The organism is Pseudomonas kuykendallii (assembly GCF_900106975.1).
Taxonomy (GTDB): Bacteria; Pseudomonadota; Gammaproteobacteria; order Pseudomonadales; family Pseudomonadaceae; genus Pseudomonas_O; species Pseudomonas_O kuykendallii.
The window spans coordinates 301,356-326,312 of the sequence record NZ_FNNU01000004.1 but is presented as its reverse complement, the minus strand read 5'-3'; the positions used below and the strand labels follow the sequence as shown (position 1 = coordinate 326,312).

Genomic DNA, 24,957 nt, shown 5'->3' with positions numbered 1-24,957 from the left:
GGTGTCGAGTTGCGCCGCCTGGGGCGGCGTACCAGACTCGCGGTGCCTTCGGGCGCGTGCCGAGTTTTTTTGTTTCCGGGGAGGCCCCATGTTCAAAGCAAGTTTCAAGTCCTATCTGTCGGGTGTCGCAGCGCTGCTGCTGATGTCCCAGGCGCTGGTGGCGAAGGCTGAACTGCCTGATTTCACCGGCCTGGTGGAAGCGGCTTCGCCCGCGGTGGTGAACATCAGCACCACGCAGAAACTGCCCGACCGCGGCGTCGCGCAATCGCAGATGCCCGACCTCGAAGGTCTCCCGCCGATGCTGCGGGAATTCCTGGAGCGCGGGATGCCTCAGCAGGGGCCCAATGCGCCCAAGGGTCGCCAGCGTGAAGCGCAGTCCCTGGGTTCGGGTTTCATCATTTCCGATGACGGTTATGTCCTGACCAACAACCACGTGGTCGCCGATGCCGACGAGATCCTCGTGCGCATGCCCGACCGCAGCGAGCTCAAGGCCACGCTGATCGGTGCCGATCCGCGCACCGACGTGGCGTTGCTGAAGATCGACGGCAAGAACCTGCCGACCGTGAAGATCGGCAACTCCGAGGCGCTCAAGGTCGGTGAGTGGGTGCTGGCCATCGGCTCGCCGTTCGGTTTCGATCATTCCGCGACCTCCGGCATCGTCAGCGCCAAGGGCCGCAGCCTGCCGAACGAGAGCTACGTGCCGTTCATTCAGACCGACGTGGCCATCAACCCGGGCAACTCCGGCGGTCCGCTGTTCAACCTGAAGGGCGAAGTGGTCGGGATCAACTCGCAGATCTTCACCCGTTCCGGCGGGTTCATGGGTCTGTCGTTCGCCATCCCGATCGATGTCGCGATGGACGTCGCCAACCAGTTGAAGACCGACGGCAAGGTCAGCCGCGGCTGGCTGGGCGTGGTGATTCAGGAAGTGAACAAGGATCTGGCCGAGTCCTTCGGTCTGGACAAGCCGGCGGGTGCGCTGGTTGCTCAGGTTCTCGACAACGGTCCGGCCGCGGCTGGCGGTCTGAAGGTCGGCGACGTCATTCTCAGCCTAAACGGGCAACCGATCGTGATGTCCGCGGACCTTCCGCACCTGGTCGGTGCGATGAAGTCGGGGTCCAAGGTCAAGCTGGAGGTCGCCCGCGAAGGCCAGCGCAAGACGCTCGAACTGACGGTCGGCGCGCTGCCGGCGGAAGGCGAGGAGATGTCGATGGGCGGCGCCGAGGAAGGCGTCGAGCGCAGCAGCAACCGTCTGGGCGTGAAAGTGGTCGAGCTGACCGCCGAGCAGAAGAAATCCCTCGATCTGCAGGGCGGCGTGGTCATTCGCGAGGTGCTCGACGGTCCCGCGGCGCTGATCGGGCTGCGTCCGGGTGACGTGATCACCCACCTGAACAACCAGTCCATCGATTCGGCGAAGACCTTCACCGAAGTTGCCCAGCAACTGCCGAAGAATCGCTCGGTATCGATGCGTGTACTGCGTCAGGGCCGCGCCAGCTTCATCACCTTCAAGCTGTCCGAATAGCGGCTAAAGGCCATTGGAGCGACGTGAAAAGGGGCGATGCGAATCGCCCTTTTTCATGCCCGCGGGCCTGTGCGGGCGTGACGCTCGGCAGGCCTATCGGGTACACTTGCCGGCTATTTTTCGGCGGGAATCTTCCGCGGTCTTTCGAGTGTTGATCCGTGAGTGATCTGAGTCATATCCGCAACTTTTCCATCATTGCCCACATCGACCACGGCAAGTCGACGCTGGCGGACCGCTTCATCCAGATTTGCGGCGGCCTTGCCGATCGCGAGATGGAGGCCCAGGTCCTCGACTCCATGGATCTGGAGCGCGAGCGCGGCATCACCATCAAAGCCCACAGCGTGACGCTGCACTACAACGCGCAGGACGGCAGAACCTACCAGCTGAACTTCATCGATACCCCCGGGCACGTCGACTTCACCTACGAAGTTAGCCGCTCGCTGGCGGCCTGCGAAGGCGCGCTGCTGGTGGTGGATGCCGGCCAGGGCGTCGAGGCGCAGTCGGTGGCGAACTGCTACACCGCCATCGAGCAGGGCCTGGAAGTGATGCCGGTGCTGAACAAGATGGACCTGCCCCAGGCCGAACCGGAGCGGGTCAAGGACGAGATCGAGCACATCATCGGCATCGACGCGACCGACGCGGTGGCGTGCAGCGCCAAGAGCGGCATGGGCGTGATCGATGTGCTCGAGCGCCTGGTCAAGGTGATCCCGGCGCCGACCGGCGACATCGAGGCGCCGTTGCAGGCGCTGATCATCGACTCCTGGTTCGACAACTACCTGGGCGTGGTCTCGCTGGTGCGGGTACGCCACGGGCGAATCAAGAAGGGCGACAAGGTCCTGGTCAAGTCCACCGGCAAGATCCATCAGGTGGACAGCGTCGGGGTGTTCACCCCCAAGCACACCAGCACCGAGGACCTCAAGGCCGGCGAAGTGGGCTTCATCATCGCTGGCATCAAGGACATCCACGGTGCGCCCGTGGGTGACACCCTGACCCTGTCGAGCACGCCGGACGTCGACGTGCTCCCCGGCTTCCAGCGGATCAAGCCGCAGGTGTATGCCGGTCTGTTCCCGGTCAGCTCCGACGATTTCGAGGATTTCCGGGAAGCGCTGCAGAAGCTGACGCTGAACGACGCCGCGCTGCAGTACGAGCCGGAAAGCTCGGAGGCGCTGGGCTTCGGTTTCCGCATCGGCTTCCTCGGCATGCTGCACATGGAGATCATCCAGGAGCGCCTGGAGCGCGAGTACGACCTCGACCTGATCACCACCGCACCGACCGTGGTCTTCGAAGTGGTGATGAAGAACGGCGACACGCTCTACGTCGACAACCCGTCCAAGCTTCCCGATCTTGCCTCCATCGAGGAAATGCGCGAACCGATCGTGCGCGCCAACATCCTGGTGCCGCAGGAACACCTGGGCAATGTCATCACCCTGTGCATCGAGAAGCGCGGCGTGCAGCGTGACATGCAGTTCCTCAGCAGCCAGGTCCAGATCAGCTACGATTTGCCGATGAACGAGGTGGTGCTGGACTTCTTCGACCGCCTGAAATCGGTCAGCCGCGGTTATGCCTCGCTGGACTACGCGTTCGACCGCTTCCAGTCGGCCAACCTGGTCAAGCTCGATGTACTGATCAACGCCGAGAAGGTCGATGCGTTGGCCCTGATCGTGCATCGTGACAAGGCGCACTACAAAGGCCGCGCCCTGACCGAGAAAATGAAAGAGCTGATCCCGCGTCAGATGTTCGACGTCGCGATCCAGGCCGCCATCGGCGGTCAGATCGTTGCGCGGACGACCGTGAAGGCGTTGCGCAAGAATGTTCTTGCCAAGTGCTATGGCGGCGATGTCAGCCGTAAGCGCAAGCTTCTGGAAAAACAGAAGGCCGGTAAGAAGCGAATGAAACAGGTCGGTAGCGTGGAAATTCCCCAGGAAGCCTTCCTCGCCGTACTCAAAGTGGATAGCTAGATGTCGTCGATCAATTTCCCGTTGTTGCTGGTCATCGCGGTGGCCGTTTGCGGCCTCCTCGCGCTCATCGATCTGCTGGTGCTGGCGCCGCGTCGGCGTTCGGCCATCGCGGCCTACCAGGGCAGCGTCGGGCAGGCCGATCCCGTGGTGGTGGAGCGCCTGAACAAGGAGCCGCTGCTGGTCGAGTACGGCAAGTCGTTCTTCCCGGTGCTGGCCATCGTGCTGGTGCTGCGGTCGTTCCTCGTCGAGCCCTTCCAGATTCCGTCAGGCTCGATGAAACCGACCCTTGAAGTGGGCGATTTCATCCTCGTCAACAAGTTCGCCTACGGCATCCGCCTGCCGGTGATGGACAGCAAGGTGATCGAGGTGGGCGATCCGCAGCGCGGCGACGTGATGGTGTTCCGCTACCCCAGCGATCCCAACGTCAACTACATCAAACGCGTGGTCGGGCTGCCGGGTGACAAGGTGCGCTACACCACCGACAAGCACCTGTTCGTCAACGACCAGCCGGTTGCCGAGCAACTGATCGGCGAGGAGCCGGGCACGCTCGGCAGCGCGGTGCTTTACAAGGAACAGCTGGGCGAGGCCGAGCACCTGATCCGCAAGGAGATGAGCCGTTACCGCGCCGAACCCGGCCGCGAGTGGACGGTGCCCGGTGGTCACTACTTCATGATGGGTGACAACCGCGACAACTCCAACGACAGCCGCTACTGGAACGATCCGAAGATTCCGAAGGACGTTCTCGGCATGGTTCCGGACCGCAATATCGTCGGCAAGGCCTTCGCGGTCTGGCTGAGCTGGCCGGATCCGAAGATGAGCAACCTGCCCAATTTCAGCCGGGTCGGTCTGATCCACTGATTGTCGACGGCGCCTCCGGGCGCCGCTGCGTTTCCCCATCGGAATACATGACATTGAGGTCGAGCATGAAAGGTGCGCGTTCGCAGAAAGGCTTTTCGCTGTTGGGCTGGATGCTGGTCCTGGCACTGGTCGCGTTCTTCGCCAGCGCGGCGTTCAAGATGATCCCGCACTACCTCGACTACATGTCGATGGAGAAGATCATCACCTCGGTGGAAACCGAGAAGGCCTCGCAGATCCGCACCATTCCCGAGTTCTACAGCCATGTCAGTCGGGGCATGCAGATCAACAACATCCGCGACCTGAACGTCAACGATGCGGTCAAGGTCGAAGTGGTGAACAACGAGTTCCGCGTTCACCTCCAGTACGAAAAACGCGAGCCGCTGATCCAGAACCTCGATCTGGTGGCCCGTTTCGATAAAGAATTTCGCGTAAGAATGCCGTGAACCCACAGTTGGCCCGTCTCGAGCGTCAGCTCGGCTATACCTTCAAGGACAGCGAGCTGATGCTCCTGGCCCTCACTCATCGCAGCTTCGCCGGACGCAACAACGAGCGTCTGGAGTTCCTCGGCGATGCGATCCTCAACTTCGTCGCCGGTGAGGCGCTGTTCGAGCGCTTCCCGCAGGCCCGCGAAGGCCAGCTGTCGCGCTTGCGCGCGCGGCTGGTCAAAGGCGAGACACTGGCGCTGCTGGCGCGCGGTTTCGACCTCGGCGAATACCTGCGTCTGGGCTCGGGCGAGCTGAAGAGCGGCGGTTTTCGTCGCGAGTCGATCCTGGCGGATGCGCTGGAAGCGCTGATCGGCGCGATCTATCTCGATGCCGGGATGCAGGCCGCCCGCGAGCGCGTGCTGGCCTGGCTCACTTCCGAGCTGGACAGCCTGACGCTGGTCGACACCAACAAGGACCCGAAGACGCGCCTGCAGGAGTTCCTCCAGTCGCGCGCCTGCGAACTGCCGCGTTACGAAGTGGTGGATATCCAGGGCGAACCGCACTGCCGGAGTTTCTTCGTCGAGTGCCAGATTTCGCTGTTGAATGAAAAGACCCGCGGGCAGGGCGCCAGCCGGCGTATCGCCGAGCAGGTAGCGGCCGCCGCCGCCCTAATCGCCCTGGGCGTGGAGAATGGCAATGAATGATGAAAGCGTGACGCGTTGCGGCTATGTCGCCATCGTCGGCCGTCCCAACGTCGGCAAGTCGACGCTGCTCAACCACATCCTCGGGCAGAAGCTGGCGATCACTTCGCGCAAGCCGCAGACCACCCGCCACAACATGCTCGGGATCAAGACCGAGGGCGCGATCCAGGCGGTCTATGTCGATACTCCCGGTCTGCACAAGAACGGCGAGAAAGCGCTCAATCGCTACATGAACAAGACCGCGTCGGCCGCCCTGAAGGACGTCGACGTGGTGGTCTTCGTGGTCGATCGTACGCGCTGGACCGATGAAGACCAGATGGTTCTCGAGCGCGTGCAGTACGTCACCGGGCCGGTGATCGTCGCGGTGAACAAGACCGATCGCCTGGACGAGAAGGGCGATCTGCTGCCGCACCTGAAGTGGCTGTCCGAGCAACTGCCCAACGCCGAGGTGGTGCCGATTTCCGCCCAGCACGGGCAGAATCTCGACTTGTTCGAGAAACTGGTGGCCGAGCGGCTGCCGGAAAACGAGCACTTCTTCCCCGAAGACCAGATCACCGATCGTTCCAGCCGATTCCTCGCCGCCGAACTGGTGCGCGAGAAGATCATGCGCCAGCTCGGCGCCGAGCTGCCGTACCAGATCACCGTGGAAATCGAAGAGTTCAAGCAGGAAGGTCGCATCCTGCACATCCATGCGCTGATCCTGGTCGAGCGTGACGGGCAGAAGAAAATCATCATCGGCGAGAAGGGCGAGCGGATCAAAAGCATCGGCCAGAACGCCCGCAAGGACATGGAAGTGCTGTTCGACTCCAAGGTCATGCTCAACCTCTGGGTCAAGGTGAAGGGCGGCTGGTCCGACGACGAGCGCGCGCTGCACTCGCTGGGCTACCACGACCAGTAAACCCCGCACCCTCCGGCGCCCGTGCCCGGCGCGGGCGTCCGTTTCCGAACCGCCGCAGTGTCCCCGCCCATGAGCCAGCTCGCGTTCGTCCTGCACAGTCGGCCGTACAAGGAAACCAGCGCGATGGTCGACCTGTTCACGCGCGAGCAGGGTCGTCTGCGCGCCGTACAGCGCAGCGCCAGGGGCAAGTCGGGAAGTGGCGCGCGGCCTTTCCTGCCGCTGGACGTCGAACTGCGCGGGCGCGGCGAGCTGAAGAGCATCGCCCGCCTGGAAAGCGCCGGCATTCCCAACCTCCTGGCTGGCGAGGCGCTGTTCAGCGGCTTCTACCTCAACGAGTTGCTGATCCGGCTGCTGCCGGCCGAAGTCGCGCACCCGCAGTTCTTCGAGCACTACGCCGCGACAGTCGCGGCGCTGGCCCAGGGGCGGCCGATCGAACCGTTGCTGCGCGCCTTCGAATGGCGCCTGCTGGACGAGCTGGGCTATGGTTTCGCCCTGGACACCGACCGGCATGGCGAAGCGATCGCTGCCGACGGCATCTACCGGCTGCTCACCGACGCCGGCCTGGAGCCGATCGGCCAACTGCAGCCCGGCTCGTTCCATGGCGCCGACCTGCTGGCCATGGCCGAGGCCGACTGGTCTTCTCCCGGCGCGCTGGCTGCGGCCAAGCGCCTGATGCGCCAGGCCCTGGCGCCCCATCTGGGCGGCCGACCGCTGGTCAGCCGCGAGTTGTTCATGATCCTCAAGGAGCCTCCCAAGTGAGTGACCTCAATCGCATTCTGCTGGGCGTCAACATCGACCACGTCGCCACCCTGCGCCAGGCCCGCGGCACGCGTTATCCCGACCCGCTGAAGGCGGCGCTGGACGCCGAGGAAGCCGGCGCCGACGGCATTACCCTGCACCTGCGCGAAGACCGCCGACACATCCAGGAACGCGACGTGCGGGTGATGAAGGACGCCCTGCAGACGCGGATGAACTTCGAGATGGGCGTCACCGAGTCGATGCTGGCGTTCGCCGAAGGCATTCGCCCGGAGCATATCTGCCTGGTTCCTGAAACCCGCCAGGAACTGACCACCGAGGGTGGCCTGGATGTCGCCGGTCAGGAAGAACGCATCCGCGACGCGGTCGAGCGCCTCGGCCGGCTGGGCTGCGAGGTGTCGCTGTTCATTGATGCCGAGGAACGCCAGATCGCCGCCGCCAAACGCATCGGCGCGCCGGCCATCGAGCTGCACACCGGCCGCTACGCCGACGCCGAGACACCGGCCGCCGCGGCTCAGGAGCTGCAGCGTCTGCGCGACAGCGTGGCCTTTGGCGTGGCCGAAGGGTTGATCGTCAACGCCGGCCACGGCCTGCATTACCACAACGCCGAGCAGGTGGCGGCGATCAAGGGAATTCACGAGCTGAACATCGGCCATGCCATCGTCGCGCACGCGCTGTTCGTCGGCTTCAAGGCCGCGGTGCTGGAGATGAAGCACCTGATCGTGGCGGCGGCCGGGCGCCGCTGAGGGTAGCCGCGGGCCGGCCGTCGGCCTTCAGGTCACGGCTTGCGCGCGACCAGTACCGCGCGACGCGGAGCGGGCAGGCCTTCGACGGTGCGGCGGTGGTCCTCGGGATCGAGGAACTCGGGCAGCGACTGGTAGCGCATCCAGTCCGTGGCGCGCTGTTCCTCGACCGAGGTGATGCTGACGTCCACGCAGCGCACGTCGACGAAGCCTGCGCGGCGCAGCCACAGCTCCAGTGCCGGCACCGACGGCAGGAACCAGACGTTGCGCATCTGCGCGTAGCGATCCTCGGGAACCAGCACCTGCTGGGCATCGCCTTCCACCACCAGGGTTTCCAGCACCAGTTCGCCGTCGCGCACCAGGCAGTCCTTGAGGTCGAGCAGGTGGTCGATGGGCGAGCGACGGTGATAGAGCACGCCCATGGAAAACACCGTGTCGAAGCCCTGCAGCTTGCCCGGCAGTTCCTCGAACGCCAGCGGCAGGTGCCAGGCGGGCAGGTCCGGCAGGTAATGCTTCATCGCCAGGAACTGGCAGAGGAACAGCCAGTTGGGGTCGATGCCGACCACCGCGTCCGCGCCGGCGCCGAGCATGCGCCACATGTAGTAGCCATTGCCGCAGCCGACATCCAGCACGCGCTTGCCGGCCAGGTTCAGATGCGGGGCGACGCGCTGCCATTTCCAGTCCGAGCGCCATTCGGTGTCCACGTGCACGCCGAACAGGTGGAAGGGTCCCTTGCGCCAGGGAATCAGGCCGCGCAGGGCGGTTTCCAGGGCGTCGCGGGCGGAATCGTCACGCTGGCCGTCGAGGCTGAACGCGTGCAGGAGGTCGACCTGCCCGGCGTGCAGCGGCGGCAGCGCCTCGACGGCGGCATACCAGCGCGGCAGGTCGCCGTGGCCGATGGCCAGCTTGGCATCGATCTGCGCCGGCAGGTCCGCGCTCCAGTCCTGCAGCGGGCTACCGGCCAACCGGGCCTGCAGGGCATCGAGGTCGAAGCGGCCGATCATGGCAGGGCGATCAGCGAGGCGAAGTTGAGGCACTGGAACCACGGCACCACCTTGCTGAAACCGGCCGCCAGCAACCGCTCGCGGTGCTGTTCCAGGCTGTCGGGCTTCATCACGTTCTCGATGGCGCTGCGCTTCTGCGCGATTTCCAGCTCGCTGTAGCCGTTGGCCCGTTTGAAGTCGAGGTGCAGCTCGTTGAGCAGGGCGTGTTCCTCGGCGTCCTCGAAACGCAGTTTTTCCGAGAGGATCAGCGCACCGCCGGGCACCAGCGCCTGGCGGATACGGCCGAGCAGGGCGAGGCGCTGCGCCGGATCGATGAACTGCAGGGTGAAATTCAGCGCCACCAGCGACGCCGGCTGGAACTCCAGGGCGAGGATGTCGGCGTCGATGACCTCCACCGGCAGCAGTTCCTGGAACATCGAATCCTGCGCGTGCAGGTATTCGCGGCAGCGCTCGACCATCGCCGGCGAGTTGTCGATCGCGATCACCCGGCAGCGCTCCGTGCGCACGTGGCGGCGCAGCGCCTGGGTCACCGCGCCGAGGGAACTGCCCAGGTCATAGAGCGCGGTGTCGGGTTGGGCGAACCGCGCGGCGAGCACGCCGAGGTTCTCGACGATGGTCGGGTAACCCGGCACCGAGCGCTTGATCATGTCCGGAAACACGCGCACCACGTCCTCGTTGAAGACGAAGTCCGGCACCTGCTGGACGGGCTGGGCGAAGAGGCGGTCGGGCTGTTGTTTCACGGTGGTCACTACCGGCGCTGTGCGGAAAGGCCGGCATTCTAGCCAAGCCTGAGCGAATGCCAAAGCCGGCACGCCGGCTGGCCGCATTCGGGCGGCGTGGCGTCACTCGGCGTGCAGGGCGCACTCGAAGGTCCGGGCCGGGGCGCCGTCGGCATCCCACGCCTGCTGATAACGCAGCGCCAGGAGCGCGTCGCCGGCGTTCGCCACCTGGAAGCGCCAGGTCGACTCGCCGCCGCTGCCCACCAGGTCGCCGCTGTCTTCCGGGTTGGCGTAGACCTCCGGGCCGAGGCTGCGCAGCACCGCGGGAGCGGCGTCGAGCAATTGCCAGCGGTAGCCGCTGGTGGGGTCGCTGGGCAGGCTGAGCACCAGCGTCTGGCCCTGGTGCAACTTCAGCGGATGGCATCGGGAAGCCTGGCTTTCTTCCAGGGTCACGGTAGCGGGCGGCTTGCCGGCGCAGCCGCCGAGCAGCAGGACGGCAGGCAGGAGCAGGCGGAGCGGAACGGACATCGACGGATACCTCGAAGGGGATGCCGCCTTACTCTACCCAAAACCGTGCCAGCTGGGTCGGTTCGAGCGCGCCGCCGCCCAAGCTGGCGGCAGACCGGAGCGCGGCCGGCATGGCCGCGCCCGCTCGTCATCACGGCGCCGGGCGCCAGCCATCAGGGGAAGAGCACGTTCGCCACGTCCGCGAAGCGCTTGGCGAAGTGCACGGTGATGCCTTCCTTGAGGTAGTCCGGCAGTTCCTTGAAGTCGCCGCGGTTGGCTTCCGGAAGGATCAGCTCGAAGATCTTCTGCCGCCGCGCGGCGATGACCTTCTCGCGAACCCCGCCGATCGGCATCACCTGGCCGGTCAGCGAGAGCTCGCCGGTCATCGCCACGCCTTTCTTCGGCGCCTGCTCGCGGGCCAGCGACAGCAGCGCGCTGGCCATGGTCACGCCGGCGCTGGGGCCGTCCTTGGGCGTGGCGCCGTCGGGCACGTGGAGGTGGACGAAGGCCTGGTCGAAGAACGTCGGGTCGCCCTTGAACGCCTTGAGGTTCGAGCTGATGTAGCTGTAGGCGATCTCCGCCGATTCCTTCATCACCTCGCCGAGCTGCCCGGTCAGCTTGAAGCCGCGGTTGAGCGTATGGATGCGCGTGGCCTCGATCGGCAGGGTGGCGCCGCCCATGCTGGTCCAGGCCAGACCGGTGATGATGCCGACCCCGGACAGCACTTGTTCGGTACGGAAGTGCGGCATGCCGAGGGATTCTTCCAGATCCCGGGGCGCGATCTTGATCTTTGCCTGCGGGTCGTCGAGCAGCTTGATCACCGCCTTGCGCACCAGTTTGCCCAGCTGCTTTTCCAGTTGGCGCACGCCGGCTTCGCGGGCGTAGCCCTCGATCACCAGGCGCAGGGCGGCGTCGCTGATGCTAAGGCGGTTCTTCGGCACGCCGGCCTTTTCCAGTTGCTTGGGCCACAGGTGGCGCTTGGCGATGGCCAGCTTCTCCTCGGTGATGTAGCCGGACAGGCGGATCACTTCCATGCGGTCGAGCAGCGGGCCGGGGATCGAGTCCAGCGTGTTCGCGGTGCAGACGAAGAGCACCTTGGACAGGTCCAGGCGCAGGTCGAGGTAGTGGTCGAGGAAGTCGACGTTCTGCTCCGGGTCGAGGGTCTCCAGCAGCGCCGAGGCCGGATCGCCCTGGAAGCTCTGGCCCATCTTGTCGATCTCGTCGAGCATGATCACCGGGTTCATCACCTCGACATCCTTCAGCGCCTGCACCAGCTTGCCCGGCTGGGCGCCGATGTAGGTGCGCCGGTGGCCCTTGATCTCGGCCTCGTCACGCATGCCGCCGAGGCTGAAGCGATAGAACGGCCGGCCGAGGGATTCGGCGATGGACTTGCCGATGCTGGTCTTGCCGACGCCGGGCGGGCCGACCAGCAGCACGATGGAACCGGCGATCTCGCCCTTGAAGGCGCCCACCGCGAGGAACTCGAGAATGCGGTTCTTCACGTCGTCGAGGCCGGCGTGCTGGGCGTCGAGCACCTTGCGCGCGTGCCGCAGGTCGAGCTTGTCCTGGCCGAACACGCCCCAGGGCAGGGCGGTCGCCCAGTCCAGATAGTTGCGGGTGACGGCGTACTCCGGCGAGCCGGTCTCGAGGATGGACAGCTTGTTCAGCTCCTCCTCGATGCGCTTCTGCGCGGCCGGCGGCACCGTCTTGCCCTCCAGGCGGGCGCGGAATTCGTCGGTGTCGGCGCTGCGGTCGTCCTTGGTGATGCCCAGCTCCTGCTGGATCACCTTCAGCTGTTCCTTGAGGAAAAACTCGCGCTGGCGCTCGCCGATCTTGCGGTTGACCTCGGCGGACAGCTCTTTTTGCAGTCGAGCGACCTCGACTTCCTTGCGCAGCAGCGGCAGCACCTTCTCCATGCGCTTGAGCATCGGCACGCAGTCGAGTACTTCCTGCAGCTCGATCCCCGGCGCGGTGGTCAGCGCGGCGGCGAAGTCGGTGAGCGGAGAGGGGTCGTTGGTGCTGAAGCGGTTCAGGTAGTTCTTCAGCTCCTCGCTGTACAGCGGGTTGAGCGGCAGCAGCTCCTTGATCGCGTTGATCAGCGCCATGCCGTAGGCCTTCACCTCGTCGCGCGGGTCCGGCGGGGCCTGAGGGTAATCCACCTCGACCAGGAACGGCGGCCGGTGGCGCTTCAGCCAGCCGCGGATACGCACCCGCGAAAGCCCCTGGGCGACGAACTGCACCTTGCCGTTCTCGCGGCTGGCGCGGTGGATGCGCACCAGGGTGCCGTGCTCGGGCAGGCTGCTGGTGTCGAAATGGCGCGGGTCCTCGGGCGGGTTCTCCATGAAGAACAGCGCCAGACAGTGGTGATCGGTCTTCGCCACCAGCTCCAGGGTTTCCGCCCAGGGCTCCTCGTTGACGATGATCGGCAGCACCTGCGCCGGGAAGAACGGCCGGTTGTGGATCGGAATGATGTAGACCTTGTCCGGCAGGGTCTGCCCGGGCAGCGCCAGTTTTCCTTCCGAATGGATGACTTCTTCAACGAGTTCAGCGGTGATGTCCTGGTCGCTCATGAGGCACCTGTAAGCCGTGTTTGCAGCTCTACATGGGTTGGTGCAGCGAGGAATTCAATGCCGCCACGCCGGAAGCTGCCGTCGACCGCTCGATACTGGGAAAAAAAGCGCCATTACAGTAGAGTGCGCAAAATTTGATCAGTCGTGATCCCGCCATGCTCAAAGCCCGCCTCATGTGCCTGGATGCCCAGGCCCACGAACATGCCCATGACTATCACCAACTGGTGATGTCCCTTTCCGGGCGCGCGGAATTCGAGGTGAACGGTGCGGGCGGCGAAGTCTGCCGGATGCGCGCCTGCCTGGTGCCGGGCGATGCGGAGCACGAGTTCGCCGGCGTGGGTGACAACCGCATGCTGATCATCGACATGGACGGCGAGGAATCCAGCGCCGAGGATCTGCAGTTGCTCATGCGGCTGTTCGAGATTCCGCGCTATCCGGCCCTCGATCCGGACTTCCAGAACCTGCTCAACTACGCCGGCGCCGAACTCACCCGCTACGGCAGCGACCCCTCGCTGTCGCGGGCCCTCGGCGGCCTTTTGCTGCGTGCCATGCACCTGCGCCTGTTCGGCGAGCAGTCGCCGCAGGTGCGCGGCCCGCTGGACCTGGAGCGGCTCGACGCGCACATCCAGGACAACCTGGCACGGCGCATCAGCGTGGCCGAACTGGCGCAGGTGGCCTGCCTCAGCCCGAGCCACTTCCACGTCCAGTTCAAGGACAGCGTCGGCCTGACCCCTCACCAATACCTGCTGAAGACCCGCCTGGACCGCGCCGCCCGGCTGTTGCGCGAAAGCCCGCTGCCGCTGGTGCGCATCGCCGGTGAGTGCGGGTTCTCCAGCCAGAGCGCGCTGACCACCGCCATGCGGCGCTACCTGGGCCTGACGCCGAAACGTCTGCGCGGCAGCGACGCCTGATTTGCCTTTTGCCGGTGGGTGGCCCAAGCCCGTCCGGCGGCGGCCGCCCCGACAAGCCTGCCCGCCCGCGCGGGCCTACGTCCGCAGGAGGACCTGAATGGTGTCCATCAGGAGAATCATCGACCTGCGCGTGCTGCTGGTGGCGCTGGCGCTGCTGCTGTCCGCGTGCGCACAACAGCCGGCGCCGGACGAACGCCTCTACCGCGAACTGGGCGAGCAGGCCGGGATCACTCGCATCGTCGAAGGCATGCTGCTCAACGTCGCCGCCGACCCCCGCATCTTCCGGCATTTCCACGACGTCGACATCGTCCGCCTGCGCGACAGGCTGATCGAGCAGTTCTGCGCCGAGAGCGGTGGCCCCTGCGAGCGCGGCGACAGCGTGCAGCGCATCAGCGAGGGGCTGGGCCTCTCGCCCGCGGGCTTCGGCGCGCTGGTCGAGGACCTGCGGGCGTCGATGGACGCCCAGGGCGTTCCCGGCCCGGTGCAGAGCCAACTGCTGGCACGCCTGGCGCCGGGGCGCGGCGACGTCGTCGGTCGCTGAGACGGCGGTCGCCGGGCGGCCAACCGCTATGGGCCGCCGCTTTCCGATCGAGTTCCCCGGGCCGGAGCTTTTCGTAAAAAGTCCGTAGCTTTGCGCAAGAACCTGCGCGGCGACTGCCACTACATTCCACCGTCCGCTCACGCGCTCGCCTGCGCCGGGTCCTTGCCCGACCGTGCACGCCTGGCAAGACCCACGAAAGCAGTCTCCACCCGAGGAGGGTCTCGATGTTCAAAGCCGCTCATGTCCTGCAGGCCGACGCACTCAATGCATCGGCCACCGAGTTCTTCCCCGTCATCAGCGCCAACTACGCCGTCGACGAGGCCGCCTACCTCACCGAACTCCTGCAGCTCGCCGATCCGGGCGAAGCCGGCATCGAAGCCGTTCGCCAGAAGGCCCGCAGCCTGATCGAAGACGTGCGCAGCCGCGACAACGTCGAAGACACCCTCGATGCCCTGCTGCGCCAGTACAGCCTCGACACCCACGAGGGCCTGATGCTGATGTGCCTGGCCGAGGCGTTGCTGCGGGTGCCGGACGCCGCCACCGCCGATGCGCTGATCCGCGACAAGCTGAATGCCGCCGAGTGGGAACGGCACCTCGGCCAGAGCGACAACGTGCTGGTCAACTTCGCCGCCTGGGGCCTGGTGATGACCGGCAAGGTGGTCGATCCGGAGACCGCCGATGGCCGGCCGAAGAGCGTTCTCGGCCGCCTGATCAAGCGTTCCGGGGAGCCGGTGATCCGCGCCGCGATGAACCAGGCGATGAAGCTGATGGGCAAGCAGTTCGTCCTCGGCCGGAGCATCTCCGAAGCGCTGAAGAACGGCCGTCCGCAGCGCGAGAAGGGCTACACCTATTCCTTCGACATGCTGGGCGAGGCGGCCCTCACCGTCGAGGACGCCGCCAAGTACATGGCCGACTACCGCAAGGCGGTGCAGACCGTGGGCGCCGAGCCGCAGGTCGGCTCCGGCCCACGTCCGTCGGTGTCGATCAAGCTGTCCGCGCTGCACCCGCGCTATGAAGTGGCGCAGCGCGAGCGCGTGCTCACCGAGCTGTTCGGCAGCGTCCGCGAGCTGGCCGTGATGGCCCGCGGGCTGAACGTCGGCATCACCATCGACGCCGAGGAAGCCGACCGCCTGGAGCTGTCGCTGGAGCTGTTCGAGAAGCTGATGCGCGACCCGGCGATCGCCGGCTGGGGCGAGTTCGGCCTGGTCGTACAGGCCTATTCCAAGCGCTGCCTACCGACCCTGGTCTGGCTAACCCTGCTGGGCCGTGAGCTCGGCGCGCGCATCCCGCTGCGCCTGGTCAAGGGCGCCTACTGGGACAGCGAGATCAAGCAGTGTCAGGTCTGGGGCCTCGACGGCTACCCGGTGTTCACCCGCAAGGAAGCCACCGACACCTCCTACCTGGCCTGCGCGCGCTTTTTGCTCTCCGAGCATACCCGCGGGGTCATCTACCCGCAGTTCGCCAGCCACAACGCGCACACCGTCAGCTGCATCCTAGCGATGGCGGGCGAGCGCGAATTCGAGTTCCAGCGCCTGCACGGCATGGGCGATGCGCTCTACGACACCGTGCTGGAGAAGCACGGCAAGAACGTGCGCATCTATGCCCCGGTCGGCGCGCACAAGGACCTGCTGCCGTACCTAGTCCGCCGCCTGCTGGAAAACGGTGCCAACTCCTCGTTCGTCCACCAGTTGGTCGACCCGCGGGTCGCCGTCGAATCGCTCATCGATCACCCGGTCACCCAGCTGCGCAGTTTCAAAACCCTCGCCAACGACAGAATCCCGCTCCCGCCGGCGCTGTACGGCCAGCGCAAGAACTCCCAGGGCCTCAATATGAATATCCAGAATCAGTGGAACGAACTGGCTAACGCCTACCAGCCTTTCATCGACCGCCAGTGGCAGGCCGCGCCGGTCATCGATGGCGAGACGCTCGCCGGCAGCGCCAGCGAGGTGCGCTGCCCGTTCGACCTGAACAAGGTGGTCGGCAGTGCGCAGTTCGCCACGGCCGCCCAGGCCAAACAGGCGGTGGACGCCCTCGCGGCGTTCTGGCCGCGCTGGAACGCTACCCCGGTGGATACCCGCGCGAACGTCCTCGAGCGTCTCGCCGACCTGCTGGAAAGCAACCGCGCCGAGCTGATGGCGCTGTGCACCGTGGAAGCCGGCAAGTCCCTACAAGACGGCATCGACGAGGTTCGCGAGGCTGTCGACTTCTGCCGCTACTACGCCCAGCAGGCGCGCCTGAAGCTCGGCCGCGAAGAGCTCAAGGGCCCGACCGGCGAGCGCAACGAACTGTTCCACGAAGGCCGTGGCGTGTTCGTCTGCGTCAGCCCGTGGAACTTCCCGCTGGCGATCTACCTGGGCCAGATCGCCGCCGCGCTGGTCGCCGGCAACACCGTGCTGGCCAAGCCGGCCGAGCAGACCAGCCTGATCGCCGCCCGCGCGCTGCAGCTGATGTTCGAGGCCGGTCTGCCGAAGCAGGCCATCGCCTTCCTGCCGGGCGACGGCGCCACCCTCGGCGGCGTGTTCTGCCGCGACCCGCGCGTGGTCGGCGTGTGCTTCACCGGCTCCACCGACACCGCCCGCATCATCAACCGCCAGCTGGCCGAGAAGGAAGGTCCGATCGCCACCCTGATCGCCGAGACCGGCGGGCAGAACGCGATGATCGTCGACTCCACCGCGCTGCCCGAGCAGGTGGTCAAGGATGCCGTCGGCTCGGCCTTCACCAGCGCCGGCCAGCGCTGCTCGGCCCTGCGCGTGCTCTACGTGCAGCGCGACATCGCCGAGCGGGTGATCGACCTGCTCAAGGGCGCGATGGCCGAGCTGAAAGTCGGCCCGACCCACCTGCGCGAGAACGACATCGGTCCGGTGATCGACGAGGAAGCCCGCGCCGGTCTGCTGGCGCACATCGCCGCGCTCAAGGGCGAGGGCAAGCTAATCGCCGAAGCCAGGCTCCCGGCCGGCCTGAACGGTCATTTCGTCGCGCCGGTGGCGTTCGAGATCGGCGGCATCCACGAGCTGAAGAAGGAACACTTCGGCCCGGTGCTGCACGTGGTGCGTTTCGACGCGGCCGACCTGGAGAAGGTCGTCGCGGCGATCAACGCCACCGGCTACGGCCTGACCCTCGGCGTGCACAGCCGCAACGAGGAAACCGCCGCGCGCATCGAGGCACTGGCGCGGGTCGGCAACCTCTACGTCAACCGCAACCAGATCGGCGCGGTGGTCGGCGTGCAGCCGTTCGGCGGTTGCGGGCTGTCCGGCACCGGCCCGAAGGCCGGTGGGCCGAGCTACCTGATGCGCTTCGCCAACGAGCGCACCACCTCGATCAATACCACCGCGGTGGGCGGCAACGCCTCGCTGCTGTCGCTGGGGGATTGATCATCCACCCCGTTTTGCCGTAGAAGGCGGGCCCGGTCCGCGAGCGCTGATTGCAGCTTTCGCGGGCCGGGCCCGTTTTCATTTCCGAGCAAGAGATCCGCGCCGCGCCAACCGCGACGCCGGACAGACGACACGCCTGCCTCAAGAGCGTGCTTGCGCAAACGGCCACGGCCAACCCGTGCGCCCATAACAACAACCAATGGAGCCATCAATGAGCGCCAATACCCCCATGCTGATCACCTTTGTGATCTACATCGCTGCCATGGTCCTGATCGGCCTGTTCGCCTATCTGCGCACCAGGAACTTCTCCGACTACATCCTTGGCGGTCGCAGCCTCGGCAGCTTCGTCACCGCGCTCTCCGCCGGTGCTTCCGACATGAGCGGCTGGCTGCTGATGGGCCTGCCGGGCGCCATCTACCTGTCCGGCCTCTCGGAAAGCTGGATCGCCATCGGCCTGATCGCCGGTGCCTGGCTCAACTGGCTGTTCGTCGCCGGGCGCCTGCGCGTGCAGACCGAGCACAACGGTAACGCGCTGACCCTGCCGGACTACTTCACCACCCGCTTCGAGGACAATAGCCGCATCCTGCGTGTGTTCTCGGCCCTGGTGATCCTGGTGTTCTTCACCATCTACTGCGCCTCGGGCATCGTCGCCGGCGCGCGCCTGTTCGAAAGCACCTTCGGCATGTCCTACGAGACCGCCCTCTGGGCCGGCGCCGCAGCGACCATCGCCTACACCTTCGTCGGCGGTTTTCTCGCGGTGAGCTGGACCGACACCGTGCAGGCGACGCTGATGATCTTCGCCCTGATCCTCACGCCGATCGTGGTGATGCTCGCCACCGGCGGCGTCGACACCACCTTCCTGGCCATCGAGGCCAACGATCCGACCAACTTCGACATGCTCAAGGGCGCCAGCTTCGTCGGCGTCATCTCGCTGCTCGCCTGGGGCCTTGGCTACTTCGGCCAGCCGCACATCCTCGCGCGCTTCATGGCGGCCGACTCGGTGAAGTCGATCCCCGCCGCACGCCGCATCTCGATGACCTGGATGATCCTCTGCCTGGGCGGCGCGGTGGCCGTGGGCTTCTTCGGCATCGCCTACTTCTCGGCCAACCCGGACGTTGCCGGCGCCGTCAGCGAAAACCCGGAGCGGGTGTTCATCGAGCTGGCCAAGCTGCTGTTCAACCCCTGGATCGCCGGCGTGCTGCTGTCGGCCATCCTCGCCGCGGTGATGAGCACCCTCAGCTGCCAGTTGCTGGTGTGCTCCAGCGCGCTGACCGAGGACTTCTACAAGGCCTTCCTGCGCAAGGGTGCCTCGCAGCGCGAGCTGGTCTGGGTTGGTCGCGGCATGGTGCTGCTGATCTCGGTGATCGCGATCATTGTCGCCCGTGACCCGGAGAGCAAGGTGCTCGGCCTGGTGTCCTACGCCTGGGCCGGTTTCGGCGCGGCCTTCGGCCCGGTGGTGATCTTCTCGCTGGTGTGGAAGGGCATGACCCGCAACGGCGCCCTGGCCGGCATGCTGGTCGGTGCGGTGACCGTGGTGCTGTGGAAGCAGTACGTCGGCCTGGGCCTGTACGAGATCATTCCGGGCTTCATCTTCGCCAGCCTGGCGATCCTGATCTTCAGCAAGATCGGCAGCGGCCCTACCGCCGGCATGCTCGAACGCTTCGACGCCGCCGAGAAGGAATACCAGGACGCTCACCTCTGAGGTCCTGAGCGCAGCCCTGTATGGCACGCGGCCCGTCCCGGAAAGGACGGGCCGTTTGCATTTCAGCGCGGGCCATTCGGCGCTTCGGTCGAACCCGCCCGGCGCGGCGCGCGTCATCCGCAGGACGGCATCATGGGGAGTCAGACATGGCGGCACAGATCGGCGCGCGGCAATTGAACATCGACCTCGTCCACGGCGACGAGGCCGCGCTGTTCAGGTGGTTGATCGCCAGCTTCCTGTTCGGCAAGCGCATCCAGGGCGAGATCGCCGCGCAGGCCTACCGGGTGATCGTCGACCGGCATGGCCTCGATACCCCGCGCAAGCTGTGCGCCTGCAGCCAACGGCAGCTCGTCCGCATGCTTGGCGAGGCGCGCTACGTGCGCTACGACGAGTCGACGGCCGCGCGCCTGCTCAAGCTCGGCCGGAAGCTGATGGACGAGTACGACGGCGCGGTCGGCGCGATCCAGGCGCGCAGCGAAGACCGCGCCGCGTTCGAGAAGCGCCTGGCGCAGTTCGAGGGCGTCGGCCCCAAGACCGTGGAAATCTTCATGCGCGAGGCGGCGTCGGTCTGGTACTGAGCGCCACCGGCGTCGGTTGCAGGTGGCCTTACGGGGCACGCGTCGCCTGTGCCGGCACCTCGCCGAGCAGGCGCTCCAGCGCCTGGCGATACTGGCGGTGGCCCAGGCGCATGCTGTTGTTGTGGGTGCCGCCCTCGACCATGACCAGTTGCTTGGGCTCGTTGGCGGCCACGAACAGCTCTTCGCTGAAGCGCGGCGAGACGTACGGGTCGTTGCTGCCGTGGACGATCAACAGCGGCAGGCGGACCTGGGCGATCTTCTCCAGCGAATCGAACTTCTGCGAAAGAATCCAGCGGATCGGCAGCGAGGTGTGGGCGATGCTGGCGGCGACGTCGGCGAGGTTGGTGAAGGTCGACTCGATGATCAGGCCGCCGGCCGCCGGCGCCCGGCCCTCGCGTTCGGCGTCCTGGCTGAGTTCCTCGGCGAGGTCGACGGCGACCGCGCCGCCCAGGGAGTGGCCATAGATGTAGCGCTTGCCGGGCGCCGGCTGCAACTGCTCGAGGCGCTGCCAGGCGATGCGTGCGTCCTGGTTGACGCTGCGTTCCGATGGCAGGTCGCCCGGGCTTTCGCCGAAGCCGCGGTAGTCGATGGCGAGCACCGAGAAGCCGAGGTCGTGCAACTGCTCGATGCGGAACAACTGGCCGGTCAGGTTCCAGCGCGAACCGTGCAGGTAGAGCAGGGCGGGCGCATCCTTGCGGGCCGCCGGCCACCACCAGGCGTGGACGTTCTGGCCGGCGAGGAAGTCGCTGGAATCCAGCTGCATTTCCTCCACATCGTCGGGCAGGCCGCCGTACCAGCTGGCGGTTCCCGACTCGACGCGAAACACCAGTTCGCGCTCCTTCTGTTCCAGTTGTGCGCAGCCGATGGGCAGCGCCAGCAGCAGCGCGGCAAGAATGCACAGGCGCAGCCAGCGCCGTTTCAGCGCCTCGATCCAGCTAGCCGGCATTCGGCCTCCTCGGGTGGATGAAACCTCGTCTTGGTTGACCGGGACAGCGCTGCGGCGTTGCGCCGAGGGCGTCGCGCAGGCGTTACCCGATGTTGCCTGGCGGCTCTTTCGCCCCTCGAGCCGCTCGGCTAAGGTGCGCGGATTCTTCTCCAGGACGATCCCCATGAGTTCCAACGATCCCCTTCACGGCATCACGCTGGAAGCCATCCTGCGGCAGTTGCAGGAACATTACGGCTGGGAGGAGCTGGCGCGGCGCATCGACATCCGCTGCTTCAAGAGCGACCCGAGCATCAAGTCGAGCCTGGCGTTCCTGCGCAAGACACCGTGGGCGCGGGAGAAGGTCGAAGCGCTGTTCATCCGCATGCGTGCCAGGGGCTAGGCACGCACGCGGCACGCCGATCAGGTCGGCGTGACGGTCAGCGGCGCGGCGGCGGCCGGCGCTTTCTGCGGAGCGTTGAGGCGCTTGTTGAAGTCCAGCCACAGCGCCAGCAAGGCCATCAGGACGACCCCGAGCAGGGCGGTGAAGAGGCTGGCGGCGAGGGTGTCGCCGTTCAGCGAATTGGTGAAGTCGGCCAGCGGCGCCAGCAGCACGCCGAGGCAGAACACCTCCAGCGAATAACGTCCCATGCGGCACAGCTGTTGCGCCGGCCACGTCTGCAGCCAGGGGCCGCGGGCGAGCAGCAGCGGCACGCAGTAGGCCAGCGCCATGAAGTGCAGCAGGCGCACCGGGGAGAGGTCGGTCTTGCTGATCGGGTAGATCAGCTGGGCGACGCTTTCCGGGACCAGCGCGTCATGCAGCGGCTGCCATTTCCACGACAGCGCAACCAGCGCGCAGACCGCCAGGTAGGCCATCGACACGAAGAACAGCGCGCCGCGCCGACGCTGTGCCTGCGTGGTGGTCGGTTCACGTTGCGCCATCACCGCCGCCGCGCCGCCGAGGACGAAGATCACCTGCCAGGCCAGCGGGTTGAAATACCACTTGCCGTCCGGCGGCAGGCCGTTGAAGTTCCAGCCGAATGCCTGCACCAGCACGTAGAGCAGCAGCGACAGCCCGACGGCCACGTCGACGCGCCTAAGCAACAGCGGCAGCACCACCGGCAGGCTGAGCAGCAGCACGATGTACAGCGGCAATGGGTCCATCAGGTTTGGCTTGAAGCGCAGCAGCAACTCGTCGATGAGGGCCTGCTGCGGGTTGGCGAGGAAGTAATCGAGGCCCATCTCCTGGGAGATGTTGCGCGTCTCGATATGGTCGTTGGCGGTGAACACGATGCCCATCAGCACCGCCAGCAGGAAGATGTGCGCGACGTAGAGCACCCAGGCGCGGCGCAGCACCCGCAGGCAGCCCACCAGATAACCGTCGCGCTGCATGACCCTGCCGTAGGCGAGTACGGAGGCGTAGCCGGCGAGGAACACGAAGATCTCCGCGGCGTCGCTGAAGCCGACGTTGCGCGGCGTGATCAGCCCGAGGACGTTCTGCGGAATGTGGTCCCAGAAAATGAAGATCAGGGCCAGCCCGCGAAAAAAATCGATGCGGTGATCACGTCCAGTATTCATTGGCGTGCGCCTCTCGTTCTGTCGCGACAGTGGGGCTGCAGGGCTCTGGCAGCCAGCCGAAAGGCGACTCTGTTTTATGGACAATGCGTTTTTCCAATTAGTGCAGGGCGCGCTCGCGCCCTCGGCGCCAGCGCTGACGAAGGGTCGACGGCGGCGTATGGGCGCGCATTCTACTAGCAAGCTTCGCGCCCGCAGGGCGTGGGAGCGCAATCGTCGGCCCTCGGGCCAACATGCTGCAGCGGCGTGCAGCGCGAAGGGTGCCGTAAAACCCCGTGCTCCGCTCGTCGGAAGGGGTTTCCAGATGTGTTGAGGCGTCGGCGCATTGCCGTCGGCGACGGTTTCGGCGCCTCGCGATGCGTGCCCGGCAAGGCAGGCGCGGCGCGTTGCCGTGCATCGCCTGCCGCCGTGCGCTCTGGCGCGCCTCAGGCGTCGTTCAGGTTGGCCAGCGAGGGCGGGTTGCCGCGGGTCTGCACCACGCGGTGGATGAAGTGCAGCTTGGCGATCACCGGCGCGGGCAGGACGAACGGGTAGGTGTCCGGCTGGCCCATGCTGCGGGCCAGCTCGTTGAGCATCGCGGCCATCTCGATCCAGGCGTTGACGAAGGCGATGAAGTCGTCGCCCTGTTCGTCCTGCGGGTCGTAGAGCACGTCACGGGTGTAGGGCACGAAGTCGAGGTCGCTGTTCATCGCGGTCATGCCGAAGCCCACCGCGGTGTCCAGGGTGTCCATCATGTGCAGGTAGTGGGCCCAGGTCTCGGCCCAGTCTTCCCAGGGGTGCATGGTCGCGTAGGCGCTGACGAAGCTCTGCTGCCAGTCGGCCGGTGCGCCGTTGTCGTAGTGGCGCTGCAGCGCTTCGCCGTAGTCCAGGCGTTCGTCGCCGAACAGCCGGCGGAAGTCGGCGAGCCAGCCACTGCCCGCGATCAGGCGATCCCAGTAGTAGTGGCCGACCTCGTGGCGGAAGTGCCCCAGCAGGGTGCGGTAGGGCTCGTGCAACTGCGCGCGCATGCGCTCGCGATGCGCATCGTCGGCCTCGGCGACGTTGAGGGTGATCAGCCCGCCCGAGTGGCCGGTCATCGGGTTCTGACCTTCGGCGTCGGTTCCCAGCAGATCGAAGGCGAGGCCGGTTTCCTCGTTCTGCGCCTTGCTGATCAGTGGCAGCCCGAGGTCGAGCAGCTGTGCCACCAGGCGGCGTTTGGCGGCTTCGATCTTGTGCCAGCGCTCGCCGTTACCTTCCACCGAGAGATCGGGGATGGTCCGGTTCAACTGGCAGGCGACGCACAGCGTCTGGCCGCTGGCCTGCGGCACCAGCCAGTTGCAGCCGGCCGGCATGGTCAGGTTGGCGCAGCGCAGATAGACCTGCGATTTCGGGTCGTCGGTGATGCGCCAGGTATCCGCCTCGCCGGCCGGGCTCAGCGGGACGATCTCGCCGCGGTCCGGCGCGAATCCCAGCGGCGAGGAGCAGGCCAGGCAGACGCTGTTGCGAAAGAACACCGCCTGCCCGCAGGCGCACTGGTAGTGGGCTTTTTCGCCGATCAGGCGGGTCTTGCGCGGGCCGTTGCGATGGCTGGTGACGGAGTAGGCAGCTGACACGATGAGGTCCATCCGGGTGGGAGAGGTGAGTGAATACGGAACCGGGTTCTGTTCTGGAGGCGGCGCTCGCGCTGCGGCGGCGTCTTCGCGCTTCGTCCGGCGTTGCCGTCAATGGCAATTCGCCGGCGGCGCAACCTGTTTCCGGTGCAGGACACTAGATCGCCGCGTGACGACACTGGTTCAGCGCCGCCAGTCGGCGGCTCAGGCGTCCTGCGCCTTGAGCAGCAGGGAAAACAGTTCGGAGTGCGATTTGATCCCGAGCTTGCTGTAGATGTGCTTGCGGTGGACTTTGACGGTTTCCGCGGAAATCTCCAGCTTGCGCGCGATCTCCTTGCCGGAATGGCCGCTGAGCATCAGCCGCGCGACGTCCAGTTCGCGCTGGGTGAGCTGCTGCGCCAGGCGCGACTGCCAGTCCGGTTCGGCCGTCTCGGCACGCGGCAGCGCCTCGAAATGCCGGCGCTGCGCCAGCAGCGCGCCGAGCCAGGGGCTTAGCAGGCCGAGCAGGGCGGTCTGCTCTGGGCTGAATGGGCGGTGCGAGCCGAGCGACAGGCAGAGCACCCGATGCTCGTCCAGCTGCACGTTGAGCTGCACCTCGTCGGCGACCACGTTGAGGCTGAAATAGCGCTGGTAGTAGTCGGTCTGCTCGAAGCACTCCGGCGCCACGTCGGCCAGGCGAAACAGTCCGCTGGCGGGGTTTTCCCGCGCGGCGATGTAGAACGGGTCGAGCAGGTAGAGGCCCTTGAGATAGTCCTGGAACAGCGGGTCGACGCCGCCGTCCGCGCCGGGGCTTTCGGCGAACACCTGCGGGCGGCCGGCGCCGAACAGCAGCACCACCCAGCTATCGAACGGCAGGTAGCGGCGCAGCAGGCGGATCAGCAGCGTCCAGAAATTCGGCTTGTCGAGCGCCGCGATCAACTGCCCGACATCGCGGTGCCAGGCCACATCCTGCAAGGTCAGCGTCATACTTCTACCCCCGATGGGTTACCTCATGCGCGTGATTATGCGGCCGCGAGACGCGCCGCATACTCAGGCCATCCCGACTGGGCGAGGGCTGCATTCTGCCCCTTCGCCGCGCCCCGGTCATGCACCGGGGACCAACTTCCCAGG

22 protein-coding genes are annotated in these 24,957 nt (G+C 66.2%); 14 read left to right on the top strand and 8 right to left on the bottom strand.

Annotated features, from left to right (window positions below; all coding sequences use genetic code 11):
• The first annotated feature begins 88 nt into the window (after nucleotides 1-88).
• The 8 genes from BLV15_RS14860 to pdxJ all read left to right on the top strand — a co-directional run bounded on the left by BLV15_RS14860 (nucleotide 89) and on the right by pdxJ (nucleotide 7,861).
• Entirely contained in the window at nucleotides 89-1,519 is a 1,431-nt protein-coding gene (locus tag BLV15_RS14860; RefSeq protein WP_090229824.1) for a DegQ family serine endoprotease, read from the top strand.
• A 158-nt stretch (nucleotides 1,520-1,677) separates the two neighbouring features.
• Entirely contained in the window at nucleotides 1,678-3,477 is a 1,800-nt protein-coding gene (gene lepA, locus BLV15_RS14855; RefSeq protein WP_090229821.1) for a translation elongation factor 4, read from the top strand.
• Nucleotides 3,478-4,335 (top strand): signal peptidase I, encoded by an 858-nt coding sequence (gene lepB, locus BLV15_RS14850; RefSeq protein WP_090229819.1) that lies wholly within the window; start codon nucleotides 3,478-3,480, stop codon nucleotides 4,333-4,335.
• A gap of 65 nt (nucleotides 4,336-4,400) precedes the next feature.
• Nucleotides 4,401-4,778: a DUF4845 domain-containing protein gene (locus BLV15_RS14845; RefSeq protein ID WP_090229816.1), complete on the top strand. Its 378-nt coding sequence runs from the start codon at nucleotides 4,401-4,403 to the stop codon at nucleotides 4,776-4,778.
• Complete coding sequence (rnc, locus tag BLV15_RS14840; protein WP_090229814.1) at nucleotides 4,775-5,464, top strand: ribonuclease III; 690 nt, start codon at nucleotides 4,775-4,777, stop codon at nucleotides 5,462-5,464. The genes BLV15_RS14845 and rnc overlap by 4 nt, the downstream gene beginning before the upstream one ends.
• Nucleotides 5,457-6,359 carry a GTPase Era gene (era, locus tag BLV15_RS14835; protein WP_090229811.1) on the top strand — a complete coding sequence of 301 codons (903 nt, stop codon included), beginning with the start codon at nucleotides 5,457-5,459 and terminating at the stop codon, nucleotides 6,357-6,359. Before rnc ends, era begins: the two co-directional genes overlap by 8 nt.
• Before the next feature lie 69 nt (nucleotides 6,360-6,428).
• A complete protein-coding gene (recO, locus tag BLV15_RS14830) occupies nucleotides 6,429-7,118 on the top strand; it encodes a DNA repair protein RecO (RefSeq protein WP_090229807.1) in 690 nt (229 codons plus the stop codon).
• The gene (pdxJ, locus tag BLV15_RS14825; RefSeq protein WP_090229803.1) at nucleotides 7,115-7,861 is read left to right on the top strand and encodes a pyridoxine 5'-phosphate synthase; all 747 of its coding nucleotides are present in this window, start codon (nucleotides 7,115-7,117) and stop codon (nucleotides 7,859-7,861) included. The genes recO and pdxJ overlap by 4 nt, the downstream gene beginning before the upstream one ends.
• A 32-nt stretch (nucleotides 7,862-7,893) precedes the next feature.
• On the opposite strand, the gene cmoB is transcribed toward pdxJ, so the two are convergent.
• The 4 genes from cmoB to lon all read right to left on the bottom strand — a co-directional run bounded on the left by cmoB (nucleotide 7,894) and on the right by lon (nucleotide 12,658).
• The gene (gene cmoB / locus BLV15_RS14820; protein ID WP_090229800.1) at nucleotides 7,894-8,862 is read right to left on the bottom strand and encodes a tRNA 5-methoxyuridine(34)/uridine 5-oxyacetic acid(34) synthase CmoB; all 969 of its coding nucleotides are present in this window, start codon (nucleotides 8,860-8,862) and stop codon (nucleotides 7,894-7,896) included.
• Nucleotides 8,859-9,602: a carboxy-S-adenosyl-L-methionine synthase CmoA gene (gene cmoA, locus BLV15_RS14815; protein WP_090230393.1), complete on the bottom strand. Its 744-nt coding sequence runs from the start codon at nucleotides 9,600-9,602 to the stop codon at nucleotides 8,859-8,861. The genes cmoB and cmoA overlap by 4 nt, the downstream gene beginning before the upstream one ends.
• Before the next feature lie 102 nt (nucleotides 9,603-9,704).
• Entirely contained in the window at nucleotides 9,705-10,109 is a 405-nt protein-coding gene (locus tag BLV15_RS14810) for a protease inhibitor I42 family protein (RefSeq protein ID WP_090229798.1), read from the bottom strand.
• 152 nt (nucleotides 10,110-10,261) lie between these two features.
• The gene (gene lon, locus BLV15_RS14805) at nucleotides 10,262-12,658 is read right to left on the bottom strand and encodes an endopeptidase La (RefSeq protein WP_090229795.1); all 2,397 of its coding nucleotides are present in this window, start codon (nucleotides 12,656-12,658) and stop codon (nucleotides 10,262-10,264) included.
• A gap of 155 nt (nucleotides 12,659-12,813) precedes the next feature.
• On the opposite strand from lon, the gene BLV15_RS14800 reads away from it, so the two are divergent.
• From BLV15_RS14800 to BLV15_RS14780, 5 genes are all read left to right on the top strand, one after another.
• On the top strand, nucleotides 12,814-13,569 hold the full coding sequence (locus BLV15_RS14800) for an AraC family transcriptional regulator (protein ID WP_090229793.1): 756 nt from the start codon (nucleotides 12,814-12,816) through the stop codon (nucleotides 13,567-13,569).
• A 124-nt stretch (nucleotides 13,570-13,693) separates the two neighbouring features.
• Nucleotides 13,694-14,110, top strand: coding sequence for a group I truncated hemoglobin (locus BLV15_RS14795; RefSeq protein WP_090230390.1), 417 nt, complete (start codon nucleotides 13,694-13,696; stop codon nucleotides 14,108-14,110).
• Nucleotides 14,111-14,334: 224 nt separating this feature from the next.
• Nucleotides 14,335-17,481, top strand: a complete 3,147-nt coding sequence (putA, locus tag BLV15_RS14790; protein ID WP_090229790.1) for a bifunctional proline dehydrogenase/L-glutamate gamma-semialdehyde dehydrogenase PutA — start codon at nucleotides 14,335-14,337, stop codon at nucleotides 17,479-17,481.
• Between the two features lie 211 nt (nucleotides 17,482-17,692).
• Nucleotides 17,693-19,183: a sodium/proline symporter PutP gene (gene putP / locus BLV15_RS14785; RefSeq protein ID WP_090229788.1), complete on the top strand. Its 1,491-nt coding sequence runs from the start codon at nucleotides 17,693-17,695 to the stop codon at nucleotides 19,181-19,183.
• A 146-nt stretch (nucleotides 19,184-19,329) separates the two neighbouring features.
• Nucleotides 19,330-19,761, top strand: a complete 432-nt coding sequence (locus BLV15_RS14780; RefSeq protein ID WP_090229786.1) for an HhH-GDP family DNA glycosylase — start codon at nucleotides 19,330-19,332, stop codon at nucleotides 19,759-19,761.
• Nucleotides 19,762-19,789: 28 nt separating this feature from the next.
• Here BLV15_RS14780 and BLV15_RS14775 read toward each other — a convergent pair whose 3' ends face one another.
• Nucleotides 19,790-20,707 carry an alpha/beta hydrolase gene (locus BLV15_RS14775; protein WP_090229783.1) on the bottom strand — a complete coding sequence of 306 codons (918 nt, stop codon included), beginning with the start codon at nucleotides 20,705-20,707 and terminating at the stop codon, nucleotides 19,790-19,792.
• A gap of 163 nt (nucleotides 20,708-20,870) precedes the next feature.
• Between BLV15_RS14775 and BLV15_RS14770 the strand changes: the two genes are divergently transcribed.
• Nucleotides 20,871-21,086 carry a VF530 family protein gene (locus BLV15_RS14770; protein ID WP_090229781.1) on the top strand — a complete coding sequence of 72 codons (216 nt, stop codon included), beginning with the start codon at nucleotides 20,871-20,873 and terminating at the stop codon, nucleotides 21,084-21,086.
• A gap of 20 nt (nucleotides 21,087-21,106) precedes the next feature.
• On the opposite strand, the gene BLV15_RS14765 is transcribed toward BLV15_RS14770, so the two are convergent.
• The 3 genes from BLV15_RS14765 to BLV15_RS14755 form a co-directional block, all read right to left on the bottom strand.
• Nucleotides 21,107-22,261 carry an OpgC family protein gene (locus BLV15_RS14765; protein ID WP_090229778.1) on the bottom strand — a complete coding sequence of 385 codons (1,155 nt, stop codon included), beginning with the start codon at nucleotides 22,259-22,261 and terminating at the stop codon, nucleotides 21,107-21,109.
• A 422-nt stretch (nucleotides 22,262-22,683) separates the two neighbouring features.
• Complete coding sequence (locus BLV15_RS14760; protein WP_245728207.1) at nucleotides 22,684-23,796, bottom strand: zinc-binding metallopeptidase family protein; 1,113 nt, start codon at nucleotides 23,794-23,796, stop codon at nucleotides 22,684-22,686.
• A gap of 255 nt (nucleotides 23,797-24,051) precedes the next feature.
• The gene (locus BLV15_RS14755) at nucleotides 24,052-24,813 is read right to left on the bottom strand and encodes a LuxR C-terminal-related transcriptional regulator (RefSeq protein ID WP_090229774.1); all 762 of its coding nucleotides are present in this window, start codon (nucleotides 24,811-24,813) and stop codon (nucleotides 24,052-24,054) included.
• Nucleotides 24,814-24,957 lie beyond the last annotated feature (144 nt).